The organism is Myxococcus sp. MxC21-1, assembly GCF_032612255.1.
GTDB lineage: Bacteria > Myxococcota > Myxococcia > Myxococcales > Myxococcaceae > Myxococcus > Myxococcus virescens.
Window position 1 is genome coordinate 2,652,922 of the sequence record NZ_CP123278.1, and the last position, 19,521, is coordinate 2,672,442.

Consider the following 19,521-nt stretch of genomic DNA (forward strand, 5'->3'; position numbering starts at 1 on the left):
TCAGGACGCCGTCGTCTCGCAGCGCTGGATGATGGTGCGCAGCTGGGACTGCACGCCGGAGAGCATGCTGCGCAGCCGCGCATGGCGGAGCGAGCCCGCGAGCGCGTTGGACAGGGCCTGGAGCACGGAGACCTCCGTCGGCGGCCACTTGCGCTCCGTCCGGCAGTCGTCGAAGCCCACGAAGCCCCACCACTCGCCGCCCACGGTGATGGGGCAGACCAGCAGCGACCGGATGTCCTGGGCCTCCAGCAGCTCCCGAGCGGGCGACGGGAAGGCACGGGGCGGTCCCTGGACGGCCTTGCCCGACGACAGCGGCGCGACCCAGGAGGGCATGACCTCCGCGTAGGGGACGTTCTGGAGCTCGGGGTTGTCCAGCTGCGCGGAGGCCGCGGACGCGGTCCACTCGTAGCGCTGGTTGCACAGCAGCTCGCCCGTGGGGCTGGTGGCGTTCTCGAAGATGTAGACGCGGTCGACGTCGAGCGCGACGCCCACCTGGCCCAGGGCCTCCGAGACTGTCGCGGTCTCGAAGCCGCGCTCCAGGAGTAGCTGCGATACGTTCATGATTGCTGCGAATGCCTTCGAGGCCATGGGGTCTGCTCCAGGTGGGGGCGCCTGTTGCGATGCAGGTCCGGGGGAACCTGGCGGGCAGCGTTGCATGCGGGAGCACCCGTGGGTCAAGGCACGGTGCGCGAGGCACCGCGAACTCGCACCGGGAGTCGTCAGCCCTGCTCCACGGCGCGTCGCAGCTCGCCGAAAAGGCGGCCCAGCGCGTCGAGTTGGTAGTGCGCGTTGAGCCCGCTGGGATTGGGCAGCACCCACAAGCGCGTGTCGCCCAGTCGCTCCGGTTGCGCGCCCAGCGCGGCCTTGGGACGGCCAAAGGCGATGCGGTAGGCGCTCACGCCCAGCACCGCGAGGAAGCGGGGCTGATAGCGCGCCACCTTGGCTTCCAGCGCCTTCGCGCCCCGGGCCAGCTCGGCGGGGTTCAGCAGGTCCGCGGTGGCGGTGGCGCGGTCCACCACGTTGGTGATGCCGTAGCCCAGCGCGAGCAAGGACTCCTGCTCCGTGGGTTGGAAGGTGTGCGGGGTGATGCCCGCGGCATGCAGCGTGGGCCAGAAGCGATTGCCGGGCCGCGCGAAGTGATAGCCCACCACCGCGGAGTAGAGGCTGGGGTTGATGCCGCAGAAGAGCACGCGCAGCCGGGGAGCGATGACGTCCGGCATGGTGCGACCGGTGGCTGCGTCCAGCTCATCTCGCGAAGGGCGACGGAGCGGTGTCATGGGCGCGCATCTTCGCGAGCCTACCTGGGAAGGCAACCCCCCAGGGCCCCATGCACGGGGTGGGGTGTTGCCCGTGGGACGGAGCGGCGCGGGCGCTCGGATGGCTGGCGAATGTGCGCGGGGTGGGGCAGGCTCGGCCCTTTCGCGCCGATGCAACCCAGGAGGCCCTTCGCGATGCCGCACATCGTCACCCTGACGCTCAACCCGACCATCGACGTGGCCACGTCCGTGCCGGAAGTCACGCCGGAGCACAAGCTGCGCTGTGGCCCCGTGCGCAGGGACCCGGGTGGGGGCGGCATCAACGTGGCGCGCGTGGTGCGTGAGCTGGGCGGTGAGGCCATCGCCGTCTACACGCGGGGCGGGGCCACCGGGAGCCAACTGGAGGAGCTCCTGGAGGAAAAGGGCCTGCTGCGCCGCTCCGTGCCGTTGCAGGACGCCACCCGGGAGAGCTTCACGGTGGCGGAAGGCACGGGCGCGCGTGAGTACCGCTTCATCCTGCCGGGGCCCACGCTGTCCGAGCGCGAGTGGCAGCGCTGCCTCAACGCACTGGAGGACGTGGCCGTGGGTGCGGCCTTCATCGTCGCCAGCGGCAGCCGGCGCCCGGCGTACCGGAGGACTTCTATGCCCGTGTGGCCCGGCTGGGGAAGCGCCTGGCCGTGCGCGTGGTGGTGGACACCAACGGTCCGCCGCTGCGGGCCGCGCTGGAAGAGGGCGTGTTCATGGCCAAGCCCAACCGCCGCGAGCTGAGGGACTTGAGCGGCGCGTCGGTGGAAGACTTCGCCACCCAGGCCGCCGCGGCGCGCGAGCTGGTGGCCCAGGGCCGCGCCGAAGTGCTGGCGGTGTCCATGGGCGCGGACGGCGCGCTGGTGACGACGCGCACCGCCCAGTTCCGGGCGACGCCGCCCCCGGTGCGGACGTACAGCTCGGTGGGGGCGGGGGACAGCTTTGTCGCGGGGATGACACTTGCGCTCGCGCGGGGGCAGTCCACTGAGGACGCGCTGCGCTGGGGCATCGCCTCCGGGACGGCCGCGCTGCTCACCCAGGGGACGGACCTGTGTTACCGGGCGGACGTGGAGCGGCTCTTCACCCAGGTGAAGGCGGAGCCGGTGTCGCGTCCGTAGGCCCCCCGCCCTCCGTGGGAAGGAGGGATTGTCCCTTCCATTCCCAGGAGTGGAGGCGGCGAGGCCGAATTCGGGGTGCGAGGTGGTGGCGGCGCGAACATGTTGCCGGTGTACGAGCGGGCTTTCGGGGCGAGGGCCCGCGCTCCACGCTTCCGAGGTGACACGCATGAAGCATCCACTCCGCCATGCCTGGGGCCGGCTCCTCCTGGCCGGTGCCCTGACGACGGGACTGCTGGCCTGCCAGGGCCGACAAGGGCTGCGCAGCGAGGATTCGGAGAAGGTGACGGTGCTGCGGGGCGTGCGGGTCATCGACGGGCGCGGCGGTGCGCCGCTGGAGAACGCCGCCGTCGTCATCCAGGGCGCGACGCTTCAGCGCGTGGGGCCGGTGGATGAAGTGGAAGTGCCCGCCTCGGCCACGGTCATCGAGCTGCCGGGACGGACGGTGCTTCCCGGTCTCATCTCCAACCACTCCCACCTGGGAATGACGCGAGGCACGGATTCGGGCGGGCAGAACTACCAGCGCGACAACATCGCGCGGCAGCTCACGCAGTGGGAGTCCTACGGCGTGACGACGGTGACGTCGCTGGGCCTCAACACGCCGCTCGTCTACGAACTCCAGAAGGAGGTCGAGCAAGGCACGCTGCCGGGCGCCTCCATCCTCAGCGGGGACCAGGGCATCGGCGTGCCGGAAGGGGCGCCGCCGATGAAGGTCGTCGAGCATCAGCTCTATCGCCCCGCGACGCCCGACGAGGCGCGCCAGGACGTGCGCGAGACGGCGTCCCGCCACCCGGCGTTCGTGAAGGTCTGGGTGGATGACTTCGGCGGAACGGTGAAGAACAAGATGACGCCGGAGGTCTACACGGCGGTGATTGACGAGGCGCACCGGCAGGGACTGCGGGTCGCCGCGCACATCCATGACCTGGAGGACGCCAAGCGCCTGGTCGCGGCAGGGGTGGATGTGCTCGCGCACGGCGTTCGCGACAGGGAGGTGGACGCGGAGCTCGTGGACGCGATGAAGGCGCGGGGCACCTGGTACATCCCCACGTTGGGCCTCAATGAGTCGTTCTACATCTACGCCGAGGGACCGGCGTGGATGGCCGACCCCTTCTTCCGCCGCGCGCTGTCACCCGACCTGGCGCGCCAGTTGGATGACCCGGCGTGGCGCGCCAGCGTGCTGGAGGATGGGAAGACAGCGCCGGTGAACAAGCAGGCGCTGACCATCAACCTGAAGAACGTGAAGACGCTCCACGACGCGGGCGTCCGGATTGGCTTCGGCACGGACTCCGGCGCCACGCCCGTGCGCATCCCGGGTTTCGCCGAGCACCGCGAGCTGAAGCTGCTCACGGAGGCGGGCCTCACGCCGTTGCAGGCCATCCAGATGGCCACGGCGAACGCGGCGGAGTTGCTGGGGTTGAAGGACCGGGGCGTCATCGAAGCCGGGCGGCGGGCGGACCTGGTGGTGGTGCAGGGGAACCCTTCGACGAACATCGACGACCTCTCCCGCATCGAGTCGGTGTGGCACCGAGGCAAGCAGGTGCCGGGGCCCACCGCGGCCCCCACCCAGGAGTGAGGCGATGACGCGACTGCAGCGCCGGTTGCTTCGCGGCGCCCTGGCCACCACCTTCCTGCTGGGAGCTCCGGGCATGACACAGACGACACTCCAACCGTCCACGTCGAAGGTGCAGCAGGCGGCATCACCTGAGCGGCTGCTGTTCAAGGATGACGGGATGACGCCGAACAGCCGCTTGCCCACGCTCGTCTATCGCGGCGTGACGCTGGAAGGGGACAAGGCGAGCGCGCTGGAGAAGCTGTTCACCGCGAATGGCTGGCCGGCGCGCTGGCGGTACACCGTCTATGACTTCCACCACTATCACTCCAATGCGCACGAGGTGCTGGGCGTAGCTTCTGGCACCGCGCGGCTGAAGCTGGGCGGCGAGTCCGGGCAGGAGGTCACCGTCCACGCCGGCGATGTGCTGGTGCTCCCCGCGGGCACGGGCCACCGCCGGTTGGAGGCCAGCGGGGACTTCCTGGTGGTGGGCGGCTACCCGGAGGGGACGGGCGACTACGATTTGCAGCGCCCGGAGAAGGCGACGCACGACACCTCCGTCCGGCGGATTGCCCAGGTGCCCCTGCCCGGGGCGGACCCGGTGACGGGCAAGCAGGGCGTGTGGTCCTCGGCCTGGAAGCCGTAACGCCTCAGCGACGCTCCACGGCGACGGTGCCGCCCTTCATCACCCAGCGCACCTTGCGCAGGGTGGTGATGTCCTTCGTCGGGTCGCCCTCCACCGCCACCAGGTCCGCGAGCAGCCCCGCCTTCACCTGGCCCAGCTGGTCCTCGCGGTGGAGCATCGCCGCGTTGTTGGAGGTGGCGGCCTGGAGCGCCTGCGCGGGCGTCATGCCGTAGGCCACCATCAGCTCCAACTCACGCGCATTCTCCCCGTGGGGGAAGACGCCGGAGTCTCCACCCGCGCACATGGGGACGCCGGCGTTGAGGGCCGCGCGGAAGGTGGCGCGCTTCTGTTGGAGGTGGGCGGGCTCCGGGTCCACGCCGCGCTTGTAGCCGCGGTGTTCAAACATCGCTTCGCTGGCGGCCAGGGTGGGGCAGAGGTAGACGCCCCGCTGGGCCATGAGGCGGAACACCTCGGCGGTGCCTTCGTCCCCGTGCTCGATGCTCTCCGCGCCGGCCAGCACCGCGCGGCGGATGCCCTCCGGCGTGCTCGCATGGACGGACACCGGGCGGCCACTGCTTCGGGCCGTGTCGACGATGCGCTTCAGTTCCTCCAGGGAGAAGGTGGGGCGGGCTTCCTGGTTGGGGCCCCAGCGGTAGTCGCCGTACACCTTCACCCAGTCCGCGCCCTGGCCGATTTGTGCGCGCACCACCCGGGTGAGGGTCTCCACGCCGTCCGCCTCTTCCGCGCCCTGGGGGACGTGCCACTCCGAGGCGAAGCCCTTGGGGCCATAGCTGCCAGTGGCGACGATGGCGCGCGTGGCCACCAGCAGGCGCGGGCCGGGGATGATGCCCTGGTGGATGGCCTGCTTGAGGCCGACGTCCGCGTCGGCCGCGCCCTCGGTGCCCAGGTCCCTGGCGGTGGTGAAGCCCGCCGCCAGCGTGGCGCGGGCGTGGTTGGTGGCGCGGGCCACCCGCAGCGCCAGCGACTCCTTCAGCACCTGGTCGTTCCAGGACGCCTCGTTGTACGGATGGAGGAGCAGGTGGGAGTGGCCCTCGATGAGGCCGGGCAGCAGCGTGGTGCCGCTCAAGTCAACGGACGTGGTGCCCTGGGGGACCTTCACCCTGGCTTCCGGACCCGCGGCGGCGATGCGGCCGCCCGTCACCAGGACGACCCAGCCCGTGTGCGGCCTGGCGGTGACACCGTCGAAGACGCGGTCGGGACGCAACAGATAGGACGCTGGTGGGGCGGTGTGCGTCGGTTCGGCAGCGGTCGCCACGGTGGTGGCGAACAGCGAGACGAAGAGGAAGGCGCGCATAGGCAGGGGAGCGAGCAAGCTCGGGCGGCGGGAAGGCCTGGGTGTTAATTCGACGGGCATGGCTTTCCAAGACCGCTCGAACGCACTGCAGGCGCTAGAGGCCGAGTTCCAGACGGAGAAGGCCTCCTCGCTCCGGAAATTGGAAGTGAAGCTGGAGGAGACGCTGCGGGAGCTGTCCGAGGTCGAACGTCAACTGCGGTCCCTCCGGACCGCCGACCGGCGCGCGCAGATTGCCCGCCACCAGGCCCTGCGCAAGGAAGCCGAGCACCAGCGCTGGTGCTTCATGGTGCAGCGGGAGGCGTGTGGCTTCGTCAACCACGACGACCTCGACCGGTACTACCCACTCCCCCCGTCCTGGAGGGAGTGAGCGGGGCTCAGTTCGTGGTGCGCCAGGCGGCCACCGCGAACAGGAGCCAGCCGGCGAGGAAGCCCAGGCCCCCCAGCGGGGTGATGGCTCCCAGCACGCGCACGCCGGAGAGGGCGAGCGCGTAGAGGCTGCCAGAGAACAGGACGATGCCCACCAGCATCGCCCAGCCGGCGCCGTTGAGCAGGGACGAGGGGCGGAAGTGTCCCAGCAGGCCCACGGCCAGCAGGCCCAGCGCGTGGTACATGTGGTACCGCGCCCCCGTCTCGAAGATGACCTGGAGGTCCTGGGGCAGCCGGCTCTTCAGGGCATGCGCGCCGAAGGCCCCCGCGCTGACGGAGAGGAAAGCGTTCACGGCACCCAGGACGAGCCACCACCGCATCATCGTTCGCCTTTCATCGGAAGTCGGACTGGTGCACGCTACACCGCCGCAGCCGGAGCGTCCTGGCCGACATCAACACCTGGGGCGCTCACAACAGAATGACCTCACCCAACTTCATTCCTTCAACGAAGCCGCTTCCCTTCGAGCTGCACCCGTCCTCCATCCAGGGCCAGGGTGCCTTCGCCATCCGCCGCATCCGCAAGGGCACGCGCATCATCGAGTACCTCGGTGAGCGCATCACGCAGGCGGAGGCGGACGTCCGCTACGACGACGAATCGATGGCGCGGCACCACACGTTCCTGTTCAACCTCGACAAGAGGACGGTGCTGGACGCGGGGACGATTCACAACGAGGCGCGCTACATCAACCACTCGTGCGCGCCCAACTGTGAAGCCCTCATCGAAAAGGGCCACATCTACATCTACGCGCTCACCTCCATCGAGCCCGGTGAGGAGCTGGTGTACGACTACGGCTACGAGCGCACCGAGGACATGGGGCCCGAAGCCGAGGCGCTCTACGTCTGCCGCTGCGGCGCGCCCAATTGCCGGGGCACCATCCTGGCCCCGGCGAAGAAGGCGCCGGCCCGGAAGACGTCGGCCAAGAAGGCGAAGACCTCGTCGACGTCGAGAAAGAAGTCTGTGTCGAAGTCCCGGGGCAACAAGGGCGCGGGGGCCAAGAAGGCGGCGGGGAAGAAGTCATCCGCCGGTACCCGCAAGTCCTCCCAGCGGCGGGCGAAGTCGCCCAGCCGTAAGCGCGCGAGCTGAGCTGCGCGCAGGCTCCGGCGCCCTCCCAAGGAGGGCGCCGCAGTGCCGGCTGTGCGTGCCGTGATGGTGCTGGGCACGTATGGGGCTGCGCATTGACAGTGCGCTCGTGGTCTTTTGCGTTCTCTGCCGAAACATTTTCCGAGCTTCATAAACGGAGCCAATTGCATGCGGGCCGTCGTACTCGCTTTCGTTGTGGCGTTGATGTCATCCGGATGTGGGAGCGGCGCTCTGAGTGCCATCCGAGGGAAGGCTGCGCAGGACATGGCCTGTCCGGAGAAAGACCTGGCAGTCAATCCTGTCTATGATTACGCCGGGGCTCCGAACGAGTCGGGCGCGTACTATGCGGAAGGCTGTCAGAAGCTTCGGCGCTACGAGGTGGGCTGCAACGCCTTTGGGTATTGCCCTGAGCCTCATGGGGTCGACATCCAGGAGCTCCTTCTTCGTCAGGCGGCCTTCGACCTGAAATGTGAGCAGGACTCGATATCAACCCAGCGGCTGAATCGTGACACGTTTGGCGCGAGAGGCTGTGACCAGCAGGCCAGCTACATCCTGCTGTGCAGTAGGCGCAGCTGCCGCGTGGTTCAGAATACCCAGAGCCAGTAAGACAGCCCTGAGAAGTCCTGGGGGGGAGGGCAGCGGTGGCTGCTCGACCCTTCATGCAAGAACGGGTGGACGCGCCGGCGAGGGTCGCCAATAGACTCCCCCCGTGAACGACGTCCTCCATTTCCTGCTCACCGCACCCGCCGAGCCCCAGGTCCTCGATTCAGTCGACGCCTGGTGGCGCCAGCACCTGGGGCTGTCCTCCCGCTTCTCCTCGCCCGCGGACCTGGCGCTGGCCGGGGGCTTTGTCGCCGACCGGTTGGGGTTCGCCTTCGCTTCTGGCTACCACGCCGCGCACCGGCGCCTGTTTCCGGAGCTCCCGGCGGAGCGGACCATCGCGCTCTGTGCCACGGAGCCGGGGGCGCGCATCCCAATGCCATCGAGACGCGGCTGACGGATACCGGCGCGGGCCCACGCCTGTCAGGCACCAAGACGTTCGTCACCCTGGGCACGCGCGCGGAGCTGCTGCTGGTGGTGGCGTCGGAGGGGCAGGACGCCCAGGGCCGCAACCGCCTGCGCATGGTGGCGGTGGACGCGAAGCGGCCCGGTGTGCGGCTGAGCGCGCTCCCGGAGCTGCCCTTCATCCCCGAGGTTCCCCACGCGGAGCTGTCCCTGGAGGACGTGGCGGTCGCCTCGGAGGACGTGCTTCCGGGAGACGGCTACGCGCGCTACCTCAAGCCCTTCCGCACCGTGGAGGACTGCCACGTCCAGCTCGCGATGCTGGGCTGGCTGCTCCAGGTCGGGCGCCGCAGCGGCTGGCCGGACGACGTGCGCGAGGAGCTGTCCGCCCTGGCGGTGCTGATGCGGGGCCTGTCCCAGTCGGACCCGACGGCGGCGTCCACGCACGTGGCCCTGGGCGGAGCGCTGGCGCTCACCAAGCGCGCGGTGCTGGAGCGGTGCGAACCCCTCTGGGCCGCCACGGATGCCATCACACGAGAGCGCTGGGCTCGGGACCGCGTGCTGCTGGGCGTCGCTGGCAAGGTGCGCGCGAAGCGGCTGGAGGCGGCCCGGCAGCGCATCCAAGAGGAAACGGGGCGAAGCGGCTGAAGGTTGGGACGCGCCCGCTGCCGGGCATTGCCCACACGGCTCTGGCGGAGCGCTTCGATGCGGCCCGGCCGCGCGAGCCTGGCCGTGGGGCAGGGCGCGCTTGAAAGGCGAAGGGCCGGGCCTCCGCGAAGGAGAACCCGGCCCCGGTGCTCACCGCGACGCAGTGGCGGTGCTCAGTACCGGCCGCCGCCCACGGCGGAGACGATGGCGGAGAGGACGCGGTTCTCCACGCCCCACACCGCCTTGTTCAGGCCCTTGATGCCCGCGCCGCGCAGGTAGTCGGTGAAGTCGTGCAGCGCGGTGGAGCGCTGCATGCCTTCGCCCTTGGCCGCGTAGAGCAGCGGCGTGTTGGGGGCGCCCGTCAGGCCCAGGTCCGGCACGGCCTCGGACAGCTTCTGCGGGTCGATGCCCGTCGCGGCGGACATCATCGCCACCGTGAACTTGTGCACCGGCAGGTCGCGCACGTTCGGGACCTTCTTGTAGACCTTCGCCTTGGTCTTCTCGTCGCTGGCGAGCTGGTCCAGCGACACGTTCGCCATGGCGATGAGCTGCTCGTTCGTCACGTGCTTGCTGTCGAGGATGGCCCGGCTGAACAGGCTGGCCGCGGTGTCACCCTTGATGGTGATGTTGTTCGCGTCCGGGTTCGACTGGAGCCGCGAGACGATGGACTGCACCGCCTTGCCCACCTCGGTGTCCGGACCGCCGCGCCACGCACCGGGAATCGGCTGGGCCGCCGCGGCCGGACGGGCCCGGGCCGCGCCCTCGAAGGAGTTCACCTGCGTGTGACCCACGGCGGTGGCCCGGGCCACGTTGGCCGCCTGCTGGGCCCGCGCAGGCGCGGTGGTGGGGGTCGAGATGACGCGGGGGCGGCTGTCGATGCGGGACATGGCCTGGGGGCTCCGAGAAAAATCAGCTTGTCGGTGATTATCACAAGACAGCTGTAAAGGTTGCGTGGGGCGCTATGTTCCACCGTGATGAAGGCCTTTCCCAAAGAGTTCGCAGACTGGCTGACCCCCCGGGGTCGCCGCATCCTCGACGGCAAGGAGCGTGACGTGGTGGGCGCGCTGCTCGACCCGGCGCGTCCCTTCGTGTCACTGCAAGGTGTCATCGACCCACGCCGTGCCGCCGCATGCCGCGATGCGTTGGACGCGGCGATGCGCGAGACGATGGTGCCCATGGAGGACCCGATTCCAGCGGACTCCATCTCCGGGCAGACGATGAACTACATGGAGCTGCTGCCCAAGACGGTGCGGGTGAGCACGGCGCTGCTGGAGAGCCGCCGCTCCCGCTCGTGGCGCGCGGCGGAGTCCGTGGGGCTCACGGACATGCTGCGCTCGGACACCTTCGCTGGGTTCGCCGCCGCGGTGACGGGCCGGGCGCTGCGGCGCAAGTGGGGCATCCAGGCGCTGTGCTACGGGCCGGGGGACTACTCCGGGCCACACAACGACCACCACCCGGAGGAGCCCGAGGCCCGCGACGGCTACGTGGACATGCACGTCAGCCTCACGCTGCCCGGGGTGGACCACCAGTACCTCATCTACGCCCAGGACGGGCACTTCACGCAGATGGCCCCCGTCAGCACCGTGGGCGGCATCACTGTGTACCGGCTGCCCTTCTGGCACTACACGACGCCGCTGCTGGCCCGGAAGGGGAAGGAGGAGACCTCCCGCCGCTGGGTCCTGTTGGGCACCTTCCTGGACTCGGCCCCGGGGGCCCGGCCCGCGACCACCATTCTCCCCGCACAGCCTCCAGCGAAACGCCTGTCCGCCCGGTAGGCCGGTGACTTTCGGGAGTGGCGGTGGGGCCGGACGGCGTTAGCTTGGGGCGCCCTATGAGCCCCATCGACACCGACGCCCTGGCTGGAGACCTTCTCGAGTACATCGACGCCTCGCCCACGCCGTACCACGCGGTGCGCGAGTCGGCCCGCCGTCTGACGCAGGCGGGCTACCGCCAGTTGGACGAGCGCGAGCCCTGGACGCTGGAGCCGGGCGCGCGCGTGTTCATCACCCGCGGCGACACGAGCATCGCGGCGTTCCACCTCGGCACCCAGCCCGTGGACCGGGCGGGCTTCCGGCTGGTGGGCTCGCACACGGACTCTCCCAACCTGCGCGTGAAGCCGAACGCGGCGGTGACGAAGAACGGCTACCAGCAGCTTGGCGTGGAAATCTACGGTGGGGTGCTGCTGCACACCTGGACGGACCGGGACTTGTCGCTCGCCGGCCGCGTCATGGTGATGGTGGAGGGCCGCCCCCAGCGGCACCTGGTGGACTTCCGCCGACCGCTGCTGCGCGTGCCCAACCTGGCCATTCACCTCAACCGCGGGGTGAACTCGGACGGGCTCAAGCTGAACGCGCAGGAGCACATGGTGCCGGTGCTGGGCCTGGAGCGCGCGGGCGTCGCGGAGCTGCACGGGCTGCTGCTGGAGGAGTTGGCCAAGGGTGGCGTGAAGGCGCAGGCGGGGGACATCCTCGGCTACGACTTGTGCCTCTATGACTTGCAGCCGTCCATCCGCTCGGGCGCGCATGGCGAGTTCCTCCACGCGCCGCGCCTGGACAACCTGGCCAGCTGTCACGCCAGCCTGTCCGCGCTGCTCTCCAGCAGCGAGCCACGTGAGGCCACCAGCGGCGTCATCCTGTTCGACCACGAAGAGGTGGGCAGCCGCAGCGCGCAGGGCGCCGCGTCACCCTTCCTGCGCACGCTGCTGGAGCGCCTGACGCTGGCGCACTCGGACGGCAAGCCGGACGCGTTCCACCGCGCCATCGCGCACTCGTTCCTGGTGAGCGCGGACATGGCGCACGCCATCCATCCCAACTACCCGTCCCTGCACGAGCCCAAGCACCAGCCGCACATGGGCGCGGGCCCGGTCATCAAGTCGAATGTGAATCAGTCCTACGCCACGGATGGCGAGTCGTGGGCCTTCTTCACGGCGCTGTGCCGCGAGGCCGGCGTGACGCCGCAGCACTTCGTCACCCGCACGGATTTGGGCTGTGGCAGCACCATTGGCCCCATCTCCGCGGGCCAGCTCGGCATCCGCACGGTGGACGTGGGCAACCCCATGCTGTCCATGCACTCCATCCGGGAGATGGCCTGCGCCACCGACGTGGCGCAGATGGTGGCCGTGCTCAGCCGCCTCTTCGCGTAGTCCCGCTGGTGCTCAGGAGACCGCGAGCGTCAGCCGGCGCTCGCGGGCTTCCGTCAGCGTGTGCGCGTCCATCAGCACCGCCGTCTTCTCCGGCGGGGACAGCGGCTCCACGTTGTCACCCAGCAGCTTGCGCCGCGCGGATGCCAGGGCCATGGGCACGGCGACCGGCGAGGGCTGGGACTCCAGCAGCGCCAGGTGCAGCGCGTGCGCCTTGGCATCGGAGATGACGTGGTCCACCGCGTCCTTCACCGGCTCCAGCGCGTGCTCCTCGGCCACCTCTTGTGCCCGCTCCAACACGCGCGGCGGCTCCGTCTCCTCGGGGATGACGAGCAGCCCGCGCCGCTCCAGCCAGATGCCCAGCGACGCGCGGGACGTGAAGACGGAGAGGGGGATGGACAGCAGCAGGCCGGCCACGACGGGCGACAGCCACAGCAGCAGCCCGGGCGACAGGAAGAACGCCACCGCCGCCAGCACCACGCCCACGGTGGTGTGAACGGCATGCCGCCGGGCCGCCTCGGCCCAGGGCAGGTCGGCGTCGTCGCGTTGCTGGCTGGACCACGTCACCTTGTAGCCAAGCAGCGTGCCGAAGACGAAGTGCGACTGGAACAGCATCATCACCGGCGCCATCAGCGTGGCGAGCACGCTCTCCAGCGCCACGCTCAGCACCAGCCGCACCCGGCCGCCCATGCGCGCCGAGTCCTGGGCGCTGGCCAGCGCCAGCAGCAGCCCGAAGCACTTGGGCGCGAACAGCATGGCCATGGACACGGAGAACAGCCGCACGGCGCCCGTGGTGTCGAACGCCAGCGCCTCCGGGCCCAGGTCCTCCAGCAGGTGCGGGTTGGAGAAGGACAGCCACCCGTCGTAGAGGCCGGCAATCAGCCCGGACATCAGGAACAGCAGCCACAGCGGGGACGCCGCGTAGGACATCACGCCCATCAGGAAGTGGCCCCGGCTGATGGGGTGCAGGCCGCCCGCGGCCACCAGGCTCAGGTGCTGGAGGTTGCCCTGGCACCAGCGGCGGTCTCTCTGCGCGTAGTCCAGCAGGCTGGGGGCGGCTGCTCGAAGCTGCCGCCCAGCTCCGTCACCAGCCACACGGTGTAGCCGGCGCGGCGCATCAGCGCGGCCTCCACGAAGTCGTGGCTGAGGATGTGGCCACCGAAGGGCTGCTGGCCGGGGAGCACCGGCAGGCCGCAGTGCTGGATGAAGGCCTCCGTGCGGATGATGGCGTTGTGGCCCCAGTAGTTGGACTCGCCCAGTTGCCACGCCGCCGCGCCCGCGGCCACCACCGGGCCGTAGACGCGCCCGGCGAACTGCTGCAGCCGGGCGAAGAGGGTGCTGCGGCCCACGTTCAGCGGCGGCGCCTGGAGGATGCCCGCGCGCGGGTTGAGCTCCATCAGCCGCGCCATCGTCACCAGCGTGCGGCCGTCCATCAGGCTGTCGGCGTCCAGCACGATGGTGAAGTCGTAGTGCCGGCCCCAGCGCTCGCAGAAGTCCTGGAGGTTGCCGGCCTTCTTGCCGGTGTTGTCCGTGCGGCGCCGGTAGAAGATGCGTCCCTGGCCACCCACGCGGCGGCACAGGTCGGCCCAGGCGAGCTCCTCGGCGATCCACGCCTCCGGGCGGGTGGAGTCGCTGAGGATGTAGAAGTCGAAGGCGTCCAACTGCCCGGTGGCCTCCACGGACTCGTAGGTGGCCTGCACGTTGGCGAAGACGGAGGCCGGGTCCTCGTTGTGGACCGGCATCACCACCGACGTGCGCGAGGTGAGCCGCGTGGCGGACTCCTCCGCCGTGGGCCAGCGCAGGCCGGGCAGCCGCTTGCTCACGGCGAGCTGGAGGAACCCCGCCACCGCCGTCCAGAAGGACAGCGCAATCCACCCGAAGCACAGGGCGAAGAGCACCAGCAGCACGCCTTCGGGGACGGTGGTGCCGCGCGCGCTCAGCAGGCGGTGCATCTCCCAGGTGCCCGCGAGGGTGGACACGGCGGCAAGGCCCAGGACGAAGAGGCGCCGGATGCCGGCGCTCTCCGGTGAGAACGAATGAGCGTGCATGGCGGAACCTCGCGAGGAATCTCCCGGAGCAGGAGGCTGCGTCAGCGGGAGACGGACATGTCCGGCTGTCCGGCGCGCAGCCAGCGGCGCAGGCGCTCACCCAGCGGCCACAGCACGAGCTGCTGCTCCGGCATCTGCGTGGCAACCTGCGCCGGCGTCGGCACCGGCACCGCGGCGCGCAGGGCGCGGTACAGCTCGCGCGGCACCGCGTCCCGGGTGAGCACGGAGGCGCCGAAGCGCGCGCCGTCACTGAGGACGAAGGCGGCGCGGCCACGGGTCAGCAGCCGGCCCTCGCCCACCACGTCCATGTCCAGCACGCGCGTCAGCCACGTCTCCATGCGGGCACGGGCCAGGGCCACGGCGGCCTGCGGCTTCACGTTGGACGCGGTGACACCCTCCAGCGCCCAGGCGGCCAGCGCGGCCAGGTCCTCGGCGGCTTCGAAGCCGAAGCCCTGGAAGAAGGCGTCGAGCGCCACGCACGTCTCCGGGCGGACCCAGTCGGTCGGCACGGAGGGGCAGGTGTTCGGCGTCGTCACGGAATCCATAGATAGCTCCAGGTCTCGGTGAGGGTCTCGGAACCGCGCCGCAGGAACGCGCGCAGCTCGATGGGTTCACTGGTGCCCTCGGGCTCCAGCTCGAAGGTGGTGCGCCAACCCCCGGAAGGTTCGTGGCGCTGGATGGTGGAGCGCAGCACCTGGCCCTTGGCCGCGGTGATGACGGCTTCCACCGGCCCGTCCTCGGCGCGGGCGGTGCGAGAGAAGTCGAGGATGAACCGGCGCGTGGCCGGCGTGACGCCTTCGCCCACGGGCATGCCCGGGGTGATGGCGGAGGTGATGCGCGTCGAGGTGACGACGCCGCCGGTGTTCTCCCAGGGCGACCTGGCGCCCCAGTGCAGGCGGTAGGCCACGCGCAGCGGCGTGCCCGGGGTGAGCGGCGCGTCCGGCACCCAGAAGGCGACGATGTTGTCGTGCGTCTCGTCCGGCGTGGGAATCTCCACCAGCCGCACCGCGCCGGCGCCCCATTCGCCCACGGGCTCCACCCACGCGCTGGGGCGGCGCTCGTAGCGGGCCTCCAGGTCCTCGTAGTTGTGGAAGGCCGTATCGCGCTGGAGCAGGCCGAAGGCGCGCGGGTTCTCCGCGCGGAAGCTGGAGGTGCGCACCTGCCGCGGGTTCTGCAGCGGGCGCCACAGCTGCTCGCCGTCCCGGGTCCAGACGAGGAGGCCGTCCGAGTCGTGGACCTCCGGCCGGAAGTCGTCGAACTTCGCGCGGTCGTTCTCACCGAACAGGTACATGCTGGTGAGCGGCGCCACGCCCAGGTTGTCGATGGTGCGGCGCGAGAAGAGGGTGGCCTGCACCTCCATCACCGTGTTCGAGCCGGGGGTGATGGTGAAGCGGTACGCGCCGGTGATGCTCGGGCCGTCCATCAGCGCGTGCACCACCACCTGGCCCGCGCCAGAGGCCGGGCGCTCCAGCCAGAACTCTCGAAACTCCGGGAACTCTTCGGGGCTCGGCTGCGCGGTGTCGATGGCGATGCCACGCGCGGAGAGGCCGTAGAGGTTGCCCTGGCCCAGCGAGCGGAAGTAGCTGGCGCCCTGGAACACCGCGAGCTCGTCGAAGATGTCCGGGCGGTTGAGCGGGTGGTGGAAGCGCAGGCCCGCGAAGCCGTCCACGCCGCTGCGAGGCAGGGACGCCTTGTTGACGACCTTGCCGTAGCTGAAGAGGTCCTGGGAGAAGCGCAGCGGCTGCGAGCGGCCCGCCTCCACGACGTTCATCACCACCGGGGACTGGAACAGGAAGCCCGGGTGGAAGAACTGCACCTGGAAGGGCAGGCCCGCGTCGCGCCAGTGCGCGCGCTCCGGACGGAAGCGGATGTCGCGGTACTGGTCGTAGTTGAGCTGCGTGTACGCCTTCGGCAGTGACTTCGGCGGCGCCTGGTAGGGCCTGGCCGCCAGCGCCCGCGCGCGCTCCACCACCGTCTCCGTGGAGAAGGCCGTCGTGCCCTTCGTGGCCGCGCTCTGGGCCTTGGCCGGCGGAGCCGCCACGGCGGCGCCGCTCGACGCCACCGCCACGGCACACAGCCACGGCGCACCCAGCTTCAACGCTTTCTGCCGCAACGACGTCACGTCCGAGCGCCTCCGAAGGAGAGGTTTCGCCGAACGGCTCCGGTGTCCCGGACCTCGCCCGACCGCACGCTCCGCGTGGACTCGCGGTGCGGCGCGTCAGTGCCTCAGCAACCCGCGTACCAGCCCCGCACGCCCGAATCCGCCGTCAAGAAAACGCTGGGATTCCGGTAGGTTGGGCGCGGCGTGTCACTGGAAAGTCACGGAAAGCACACTCTGCGCATGCCTCCTGTGGACGGTTCCCTGCCCTACGGTCGGGGGCGGTGGGGAGGATAGGGGCAGGGGGTGGGGGGGCCTGTCCAAATCTTCCACAGGCTGACAATTCGCTATGCGTGCGCGAGCCGTTCCTGGATCAGGGAGAGGAGTTCCCTGCCAGCGAACGGTTTTTCCAGATGGGGGCTTGGCACCGACTCCAGGAAGGCGCGGGCCTGAGGCGTCACCGCGCCGCCGGTGAGGAAGATGACCCGCTGGGCCTGCTCGGGGTGGCGGGCCTGGAGGGCGGAGTAGAAGTCCATCCCGCTCATGCCCGGCATCATCAGGTCGCAGAAGACGACGTCGAAGCGCTCGCCGGCCTCGATGCGCTCCAAGGCCTCCTGGGCCCGGGTGAAGAGGGTGACGTCGTGGTGTGGACGCAGCGTACGCCCCAGGGCCGTGCAGACGAGCGGCTCGTCGTCCACCACCAGCACGCTGCCCCGCTTCTCCGTGGGGGCGGGCGGCGGAGCGGGCGGTGGGCGCTCCGTCCCGAGCCGCTGGGAGGGGGTCAGGAGCACCTGGAAGGTGGAGCCCTTGCCCGGCTCGCTCGTCGCATGGATTTCGCCACCCAGGGCCGTCACCAGGCTGTGGCAGATGGACAGGCCCAGTCCGGTGCCCACCCCGGGCTCCTTGGTGGTGAAGAAGGGGTCGAACAGGCGCGGCAGGTGTTCCTTGGCGATACCGGCGCCCGTGTCCGACACCTCCACGCAGACGAGGCCGTTGCCCGAAAGGCGGGTGACGACGCGGATTTCATGGCGCTCCGGCGTCCCGGAGGGAATGGCCTGGGCGGCGTTCACCAGCAGGTTGAGGAACACCTGTCCCAGCCGTGACTCGTTGCCGACCACGGTGGGGACCGCGTCGAGCTGCTTCACCAGGCGGGCGCGGTGACGAATCTCCGTGGTGGCCAGGTTCAGCGTGGACTCCAGCACCTGCCGGACGTCCACTTCCTCGCTCTCCGCTGAGTCCACCCGGCTGAACGTCTTCAAGTCCCGGACGATGCTTCGCACCCGGTCGGCGCCCTGCTGCGCCTCGGCGAGCGCGGCCTGGGCGCTGGCCACCGCCTCCGCCAGCCGGGGCTCCATGTTCCGGGTGCCGGTGGGCAGCACGCCGGCGAGCTCCTCGCGCGCGAACGCCAGGTTGGCGGTGAGGTAGGCCAGGGGGTTGTTGATTTCGTGCGCCACGCCCGCGGCCAGTGTGCCGACGGAGGCCATGCGCTGCGCGAGCATCAGCCGCGCCTGCATCTGGTAGCGCTCCGTCAAGTCATGGGAGACGGAGACGATGGAGTCCTCGCCGTCGAAGGGCAGGGGAAAGGTGGTGGACTCCACGTGCAGCACGCTGCCGTCGCGTTTGATCAGCCGCCGCTCCTGGAGCGCCGCGCGGCCGGTGCGGAGGGTTTCATGCATGCGCGCGTTGGCGCTGGCGAAGTCCTCCTTCGGGATGATGTCGGAGAAGTGCTTGCCCAGCAGCTCGTTCACGCTCTCGTAGCCCAGGGCCGTGGCGACCTTGAGGTTGGCGTAGCGCACGCGCGCGTCGGTGTCGAAGACGGCCACCAGGTCCGGCAGGCTGCCGATGAGGGTGCGGAAGCTCACCTCCGAGCGGCGCAGGCTCTCCTCGGCGCGCTTGAGCGGGGTGATGTCCGGGAAGAAGGCGATGACGTGGGGCGTGCCGCCGTAGGAGACCAGGCCCATGAAGAGCAGCGTGTGCCGCAGTTCGCCCTCGCGGGTGCGGTACTGCGCGTCCACGCCGCGCACCGTGCCGTGGCGCCGCAGCTTGTCCACGATTTGCGAGCGGTCCATGGGCGTCTCCCACAACGCCAGCTCCACCGTGGTGCGCCCGATGACCTCCTCGCGCGTGTAGCCGAAGAGTTCGAAGTAGGCTTCGTTGGCCGCCACCACGCGCCCCTCGGTGATGGTGGTGATGGCCGTGGGCACGGGGCTGACGGCCAGCAGCGTCTCCTTCAGGTCATCTCCGAAGGGCAGCGCCTTGCGGCCCTCGCGCCGGACGAAGCGGCGGCGGGCCAACTCCAGCCGCAGCGCCAGTTCCTCCTCGTCCACGGGCCACGCGAGCAAATCATCGGCGCCGGCTTCCAGGACGGGCCGCAGTCCGCCCAGCGCGCCCCGGTGGCCCAGGAGCAGCAACACGGATTCCTCGCCGCCGGGCAGGCTGCGCAGCGCGCGCACCAGCGGGACGCGGGAGGGGTCCGTCCGGGCATCTACCATCACCAGCGCGCACGTTCCGCTGCGCCACGCGGCGGGCACCTCCGCCTCGCGCGTCACGGTGACCACCGTGTGTCCCTGCTCACGCAGCCAGGACTCGACTGGCGCCAGGTCCGCCCCTCCCCCCTGGGTGACAATCAGGACCCGCATGGGACACCTCTTGATGACGAACGCTCATCGTTACACGACGTCTGCTGTTGTAAAAGCGGGGTGCCGTGCCGGTGTGGCGTGCAGGTGACGAAGCGCCCGGGCTGATACACTGGCTTCAGGACCGGGGTGGACCGGTGGAGACAGGGGGAACTCATGGAACGGCGGGGCTTTGACGACAAGACGGCCACTGAGCCGCGGAAGCCACCACCGTTGCCGGTGCAGGTGCCTCGGCGGAACTTCGAAGGGCTCTTCGTCCATGCGTTGAAGCCCACGGGGCCCTTCGCCCAGTCCTTGCGAGACATTGGCTACGACATGGAGGCGTCGCAGGAGTACTACCCGCTGGCGGTGTGGCGGGCGGCGCTGGGAGTGGCCCGTCGCCATGTCTGCGTGGGGCAGCCGCCCGAGGCGGCCAACCGCGTCCTGGGGCACCGCTATGTGGAGGGGTTCGCCCAGACGCTGGTGGGTCGCATCTTCGCCACCGCCGCGCCCCTGTTGGGGACGGAGCGGTGTCTGACGCGACTGCCCACGTATCTGCGGGCGGGGCGCGAGGACATGA

General features: G+C 70.3%; 16 protein-coding genes and 3 pseudogenes. 10 read left to right on the forward strand and 9 right to left on the reverse strand.

Features of this window, described 5'->3' with window-relative positions:
* Both QEG98_RS12355 and mug read right to left on the reverse strand, forming a co-directional pair.
* Nucleotides 1-588 (reverse strand): GAF domain-containing protein, encoded by a 588-nt coding sequence (locus QEG98_RS12355; protein ID WP_090489597.1) that lies wholly within the window; start codon nucleotides 586-588, stop codon nucleotides 1-3.
* 131 nt (nucleotides 589-719) lie between these two features.
* Entirely contained in the window at nucleotides 720-1,220 is a 501-nt protein-coding gene (gene mug, locus QEG98_RS12360; protein ID WP_316566886.1) for a G/U mismatch-specific DNA glycosylase, read from the reverse strand.
* Nucleotides 1,221-1,451: 231 nt separating this feature from the next.
* Between mug and QEG98_RS12365 the strand changes: the two genes are divergently transcribed.
* From QEG98_RS12365 to QEG98_RS12380, 4 genes are all read left to right on the forward strand, one after another.
* Entirely contained in the window at nucleotides 1,452-2,024 is a 573-nt protein-coding gene (locus tag QEG98_RS12365; protein ID WP_316566887.1) for a PfkB family carbohydrate kinase, read from the forward strand.
* Nucleotides 1,934-2,398, forward strand: coding sequence for a 1-phosphofructokinase family hexose kinase (locus QEG98_RS12370; RefSeq protein WP_316566888.1), 465 nt, complete (start codon nucleotides 1,934-1,936; stop codon nucleotides 2,396-2,398). Before QEG98_RS12365 ends, QEG98_RS12370 begins: the two co-directional genes overlap by 91 nt.
* 166 nt (nucleotides 2,399-2,564) lie before the next feature.
* A complete protein-coding gene (locus QEG98_RS12375) occupies nucleotides 2,565-3,968 on the forward strand; it encodes an amidohydrolase family protein (protein WP_316566889.1) in 1,404 nt (467 codons plus the stop codon).
* A gap of 4 nt (nucleotides 3,969-3,972) precedes the next feature.
* Nucleotides 3,973-4,590, forward strand: a complete 618-nt coding sequence (locus QEG98_RS12380) for a cupin domain-containing protein (RefSeq protein WP_316566890.1) — start codon at nucleotides 3,973-3,975, stop codon at nucleotides 4,588-4,590.
* 4 nt (nucleotides 4,591-4,594) lie between these two features.
* Here the strand turns inward: QEG98_RS12380 and QEG98_RS12385 are convergent, their stop codons facing one another.
* Complete coding sequence (locus QEG98_RS12385) at nucleotides 4,595-5,902, reverse strand: metal-dependent hydrolase family protein (protein ID WP_316566891.1); 1,308 nt, start codon at nucleotides 5,900-5,902, stop codon at nucleotides 4,595-4,597.
* A gap of 40 nt (nucleotides 5,903-5,942) precedes the next feature.
* On the opposite strand from QEG98_RS12385, the gene QEG98_RS12390 reads away from it, so the two are divergent.
* Entirely contained in the window at nucleotides 5,943-6,251 is a 309-nt protein-coding gene (locus QEG98_RS12390) for a hypothetical protein (protein ID WP_171443558.1), read from the forward strand.
* A 7-nt stretch (nucleotides 6,252-6,258) separates the two neighbouring features.
* Here the strand turns inward: QEG98_RS12390 and QEG98_RS12395 are convergent, their stop codons facing one another.
* The gene (locus QEG98_RS12395) at nucleotides 6,259-6,633 is read right to left on the reverse strand and encodes a DUF423 domain-containing protein (protein WP_316566892.1); all 375 of its coding nucleotides are present in this window, start codon (nucleotides 6,631-6,633) and stop codon (nucleotides 6,259-6,261) included.
* Between the two features lie 95 nt (nucleotides 6,634-6,728).
* Between QEG98_RS12395 and QEG98_RS12400 the strand changes: the two genes are divergently transcribed.
* Both QEG98_RS12400 and QEG98_RS12405 read left to right on the forward strand, forming a co-directional pair.
* Nucleotides 6,729-7,394, forward strand: a complete 666-nt coding sequence (locus tag QEG98_RS12400) for an SET domain-containing protein (RefSeq protein WP_316566893.1) — start codon at nucleotides 6,729-6,731, stop codon at nucleotides 7,392-7,394.
* Nucleotides 7,395-8,100: 706 nt separating this feature from the next.
* A pseudogene (locus QEG98_RS12405) lies at nucleotides 8,101-9,041 on the forward strand (acyl-CoA dehydrogenase family protein).
* Nucleotides 9,042-9,214: 173 nt separating this feature from the next.
* On the opposite strand, the gene QEG98_RS12410 reads toward QEG98_RS12405, so the two are convergent.
* A complete protein-coding gene (locus tag QEG98_RS12410; protein ID WP_316566894.1) occupies nucleotides 9,215-9,928 on the reverse strand; it encodes a hypothetical protein in 714 nt (237 codons plus the stop codon).
* Nucleotides 9,929-10,015: 87 nt separating this feature from the next.
* On the opposite strand from QEG98_RS12410, the gene QEG98_RS12415 reads away from it, so the two are divergent.
* Both QEG98_RS12415 and QEG98_RS12420 read left to right on the forward strand, forming a co-directional pair.
* Nucleotides 10,016-10,816 (forward strand): hypothetical protein, encoded by an 801-nt coding sequence (locus tag QEG98_RS12415; protein WP_316567876.1) that lies wholly within the window; start codon nucleotides 10,016-10,018, stop codon nucleotides 10,814-10,816.
* A gap of 56 nt (nucleotides 10,817-10,872) precedes the next feature.
* Nucleotides 10,873-12,183, forward strand: a complete 1,311-nt coding sequence (locus tag QEG98_RS12420; RefSeq protein ID WP_316566895.1) for a M18 family aminopeptidase — start codon at nucleotides 10,873-10,875, stop codon at nucleotides 12,181-12,183.
* A 12-nt stretch (nucleotides 12,184-12,195) separates the two neighbouring features.
* On the opposite strand, the pseudogene mdoH reads toward QEG98_RS12420, so the two are convergent.
* The 4 genes and pseudogenes from mdoH to QEG98_RS12440 form a co-directional block, all read right to left on the reverse strand.
* Nucleotides 12,196-14,228 (reverse strand): annotated as a pseudogene (mdoH, locus tag QEG98_RS12425) (glucans biosynthesis glucosyltransferase MdoH).
* Nucleotides 14,229-14,269: 41 nt separating this feature from the next.
* A complete protein-coding gene (locus QEG98_RS12430; RefSeq protein ID WP_090489571.1) occupies nucleotides 14,270-14,773 on the reverse strand; it encodes a hypothetical protein in 504 nt (167 codons plus the stop codon).
* Nucleotides 14,761-16,350: a glucan biosynthesis protein gene (locus QEG98_RS12435; RefSeq protein ID WP_316566896.1), complete on the reverse strand. Its 1,590-nt coding sequence runs from the start codon at nucleotides 16,348-16,350 to the stop codon at nucleotides 14,761-14,763. Before QEG98_RS12435 ends, QEG98_RS12430 begins: the two co-directional genes overlap by 13 nt.
* A gap of 323 nt (nucleotides 16,351-16,673) precedes the next feature.
* Complete coding sequence (locus QEG98_RS12440) at nucleotides 16,674-18,965, reverse strand: PAS domain S-box protein (protein ID WP_316566897.1); 2,292 nt, start codon at nucleotides 18,963-18,965, stop codon at nucleotides 16,674-16,676.
* 153 nt (nucleotides 18,966-19,118) lie between these two features.
* On the opposite strand from QEG98_RS12440, the pseudogene QEG98_RS41845 reads away from it, so the two are divergent.
* A pseudogene (locus tag QEG98_RS41845) lies at nucleotides 19,119-19,481 on the forward strand (DUF2378 family protein); the annotation flags it as partial.
* Nucleotides 19,482-19,521: the final 40 nt, after the last annotated feature.

Coding starts and splice junctions, on each gene's coding strand:
- QEG98_RS12440 (WP_316566897.1), bottom strand. CDS start 18,965: ATGCGGGTCCTGATTGTCACCCAGGGGGGAGGGGCGGACCTGGCGCCA.
- QEG98_RS12380 (WP_316566890.1), top strand. CDS start 3,973: ATGACGCGACTGCAGCGCCGGTTGCTTCGCGGCGCCCTGGCCACCACC.
- QEG98_RS12395 (WP_316566892.1), bottom strand. CDS start 6,633: ATGATGCGGTGGTGGCTCGTCCTGGGTGCCGTGAACGCTTTCCTCTCC.
- mug (WP_316566886.1), bottom strand. CDS start 1,220: ATGCCGGACGTCATCGCTCCCCGGCTGCGCGTGCTCTTCTGCGGCATC.
- QEG98_RS12400 (WP_316566893.1), top strand. CDS start 6,729: ATGACCTCACCCAACTTCATTCCTTCAACGAAGCCGCTTCCCTTCGAG.
- QEG98_RS12415 (WP_316567876.1), top strand. CDS start 10,016: ATGAAGGCCTTTCCCAAAGAGTTCGCAGACTGGCTGACCCCCCGGGGT.
- QEG98_RS12365 (WP_316566887.1), top strand. CDS start 1,452: ATGCCGCACATCGTCACCCTGACGCTCAACCCGACCATCGACGTGGCC.
- QEG98_RS12375 (WP_316566889.1), top strand. CDS start 2,565: ATGAAGCATCCACTCCGCCATGCCTGGGGCCGGCTCCTCCTGGCCGGT.
- QEG98_RS12355 (WP_090489597.1), bottom strand. CDS start 588: ATGGCCTCGAAGGCATTCGCAGCAATCATGAACGTATCGCAGCTACTC.
- QEG98_RS12430 (WP_090489571.1), bottom strand. CDS start 14,773: ATGGATTCCGTGACGACGCCGAACACCTGCCCCTCCGTGCCGACCGAC.
- QEG98_RS12410 (WP_316566894.1), bottom strand. CDS start 9,928: ATGTCCCGCATCGACAGCCGCCCCCGCGTCATCTCGACCCCCACCACC.
- QEG98_RS12420 (WP_316566895.1), top strand. CDS start 10,873: ATGAGCCCCATCGACACCGACGCCCTGGCTGGAGACCTTCTCGAGTAC.
- QEG98_RS12390 (WP_171443558.1), top strand. CDS start 5,943: ATGGCTTTCCAAGACCGCTCGAACGCACTGCAGGCGCTAGAGGCCGAG.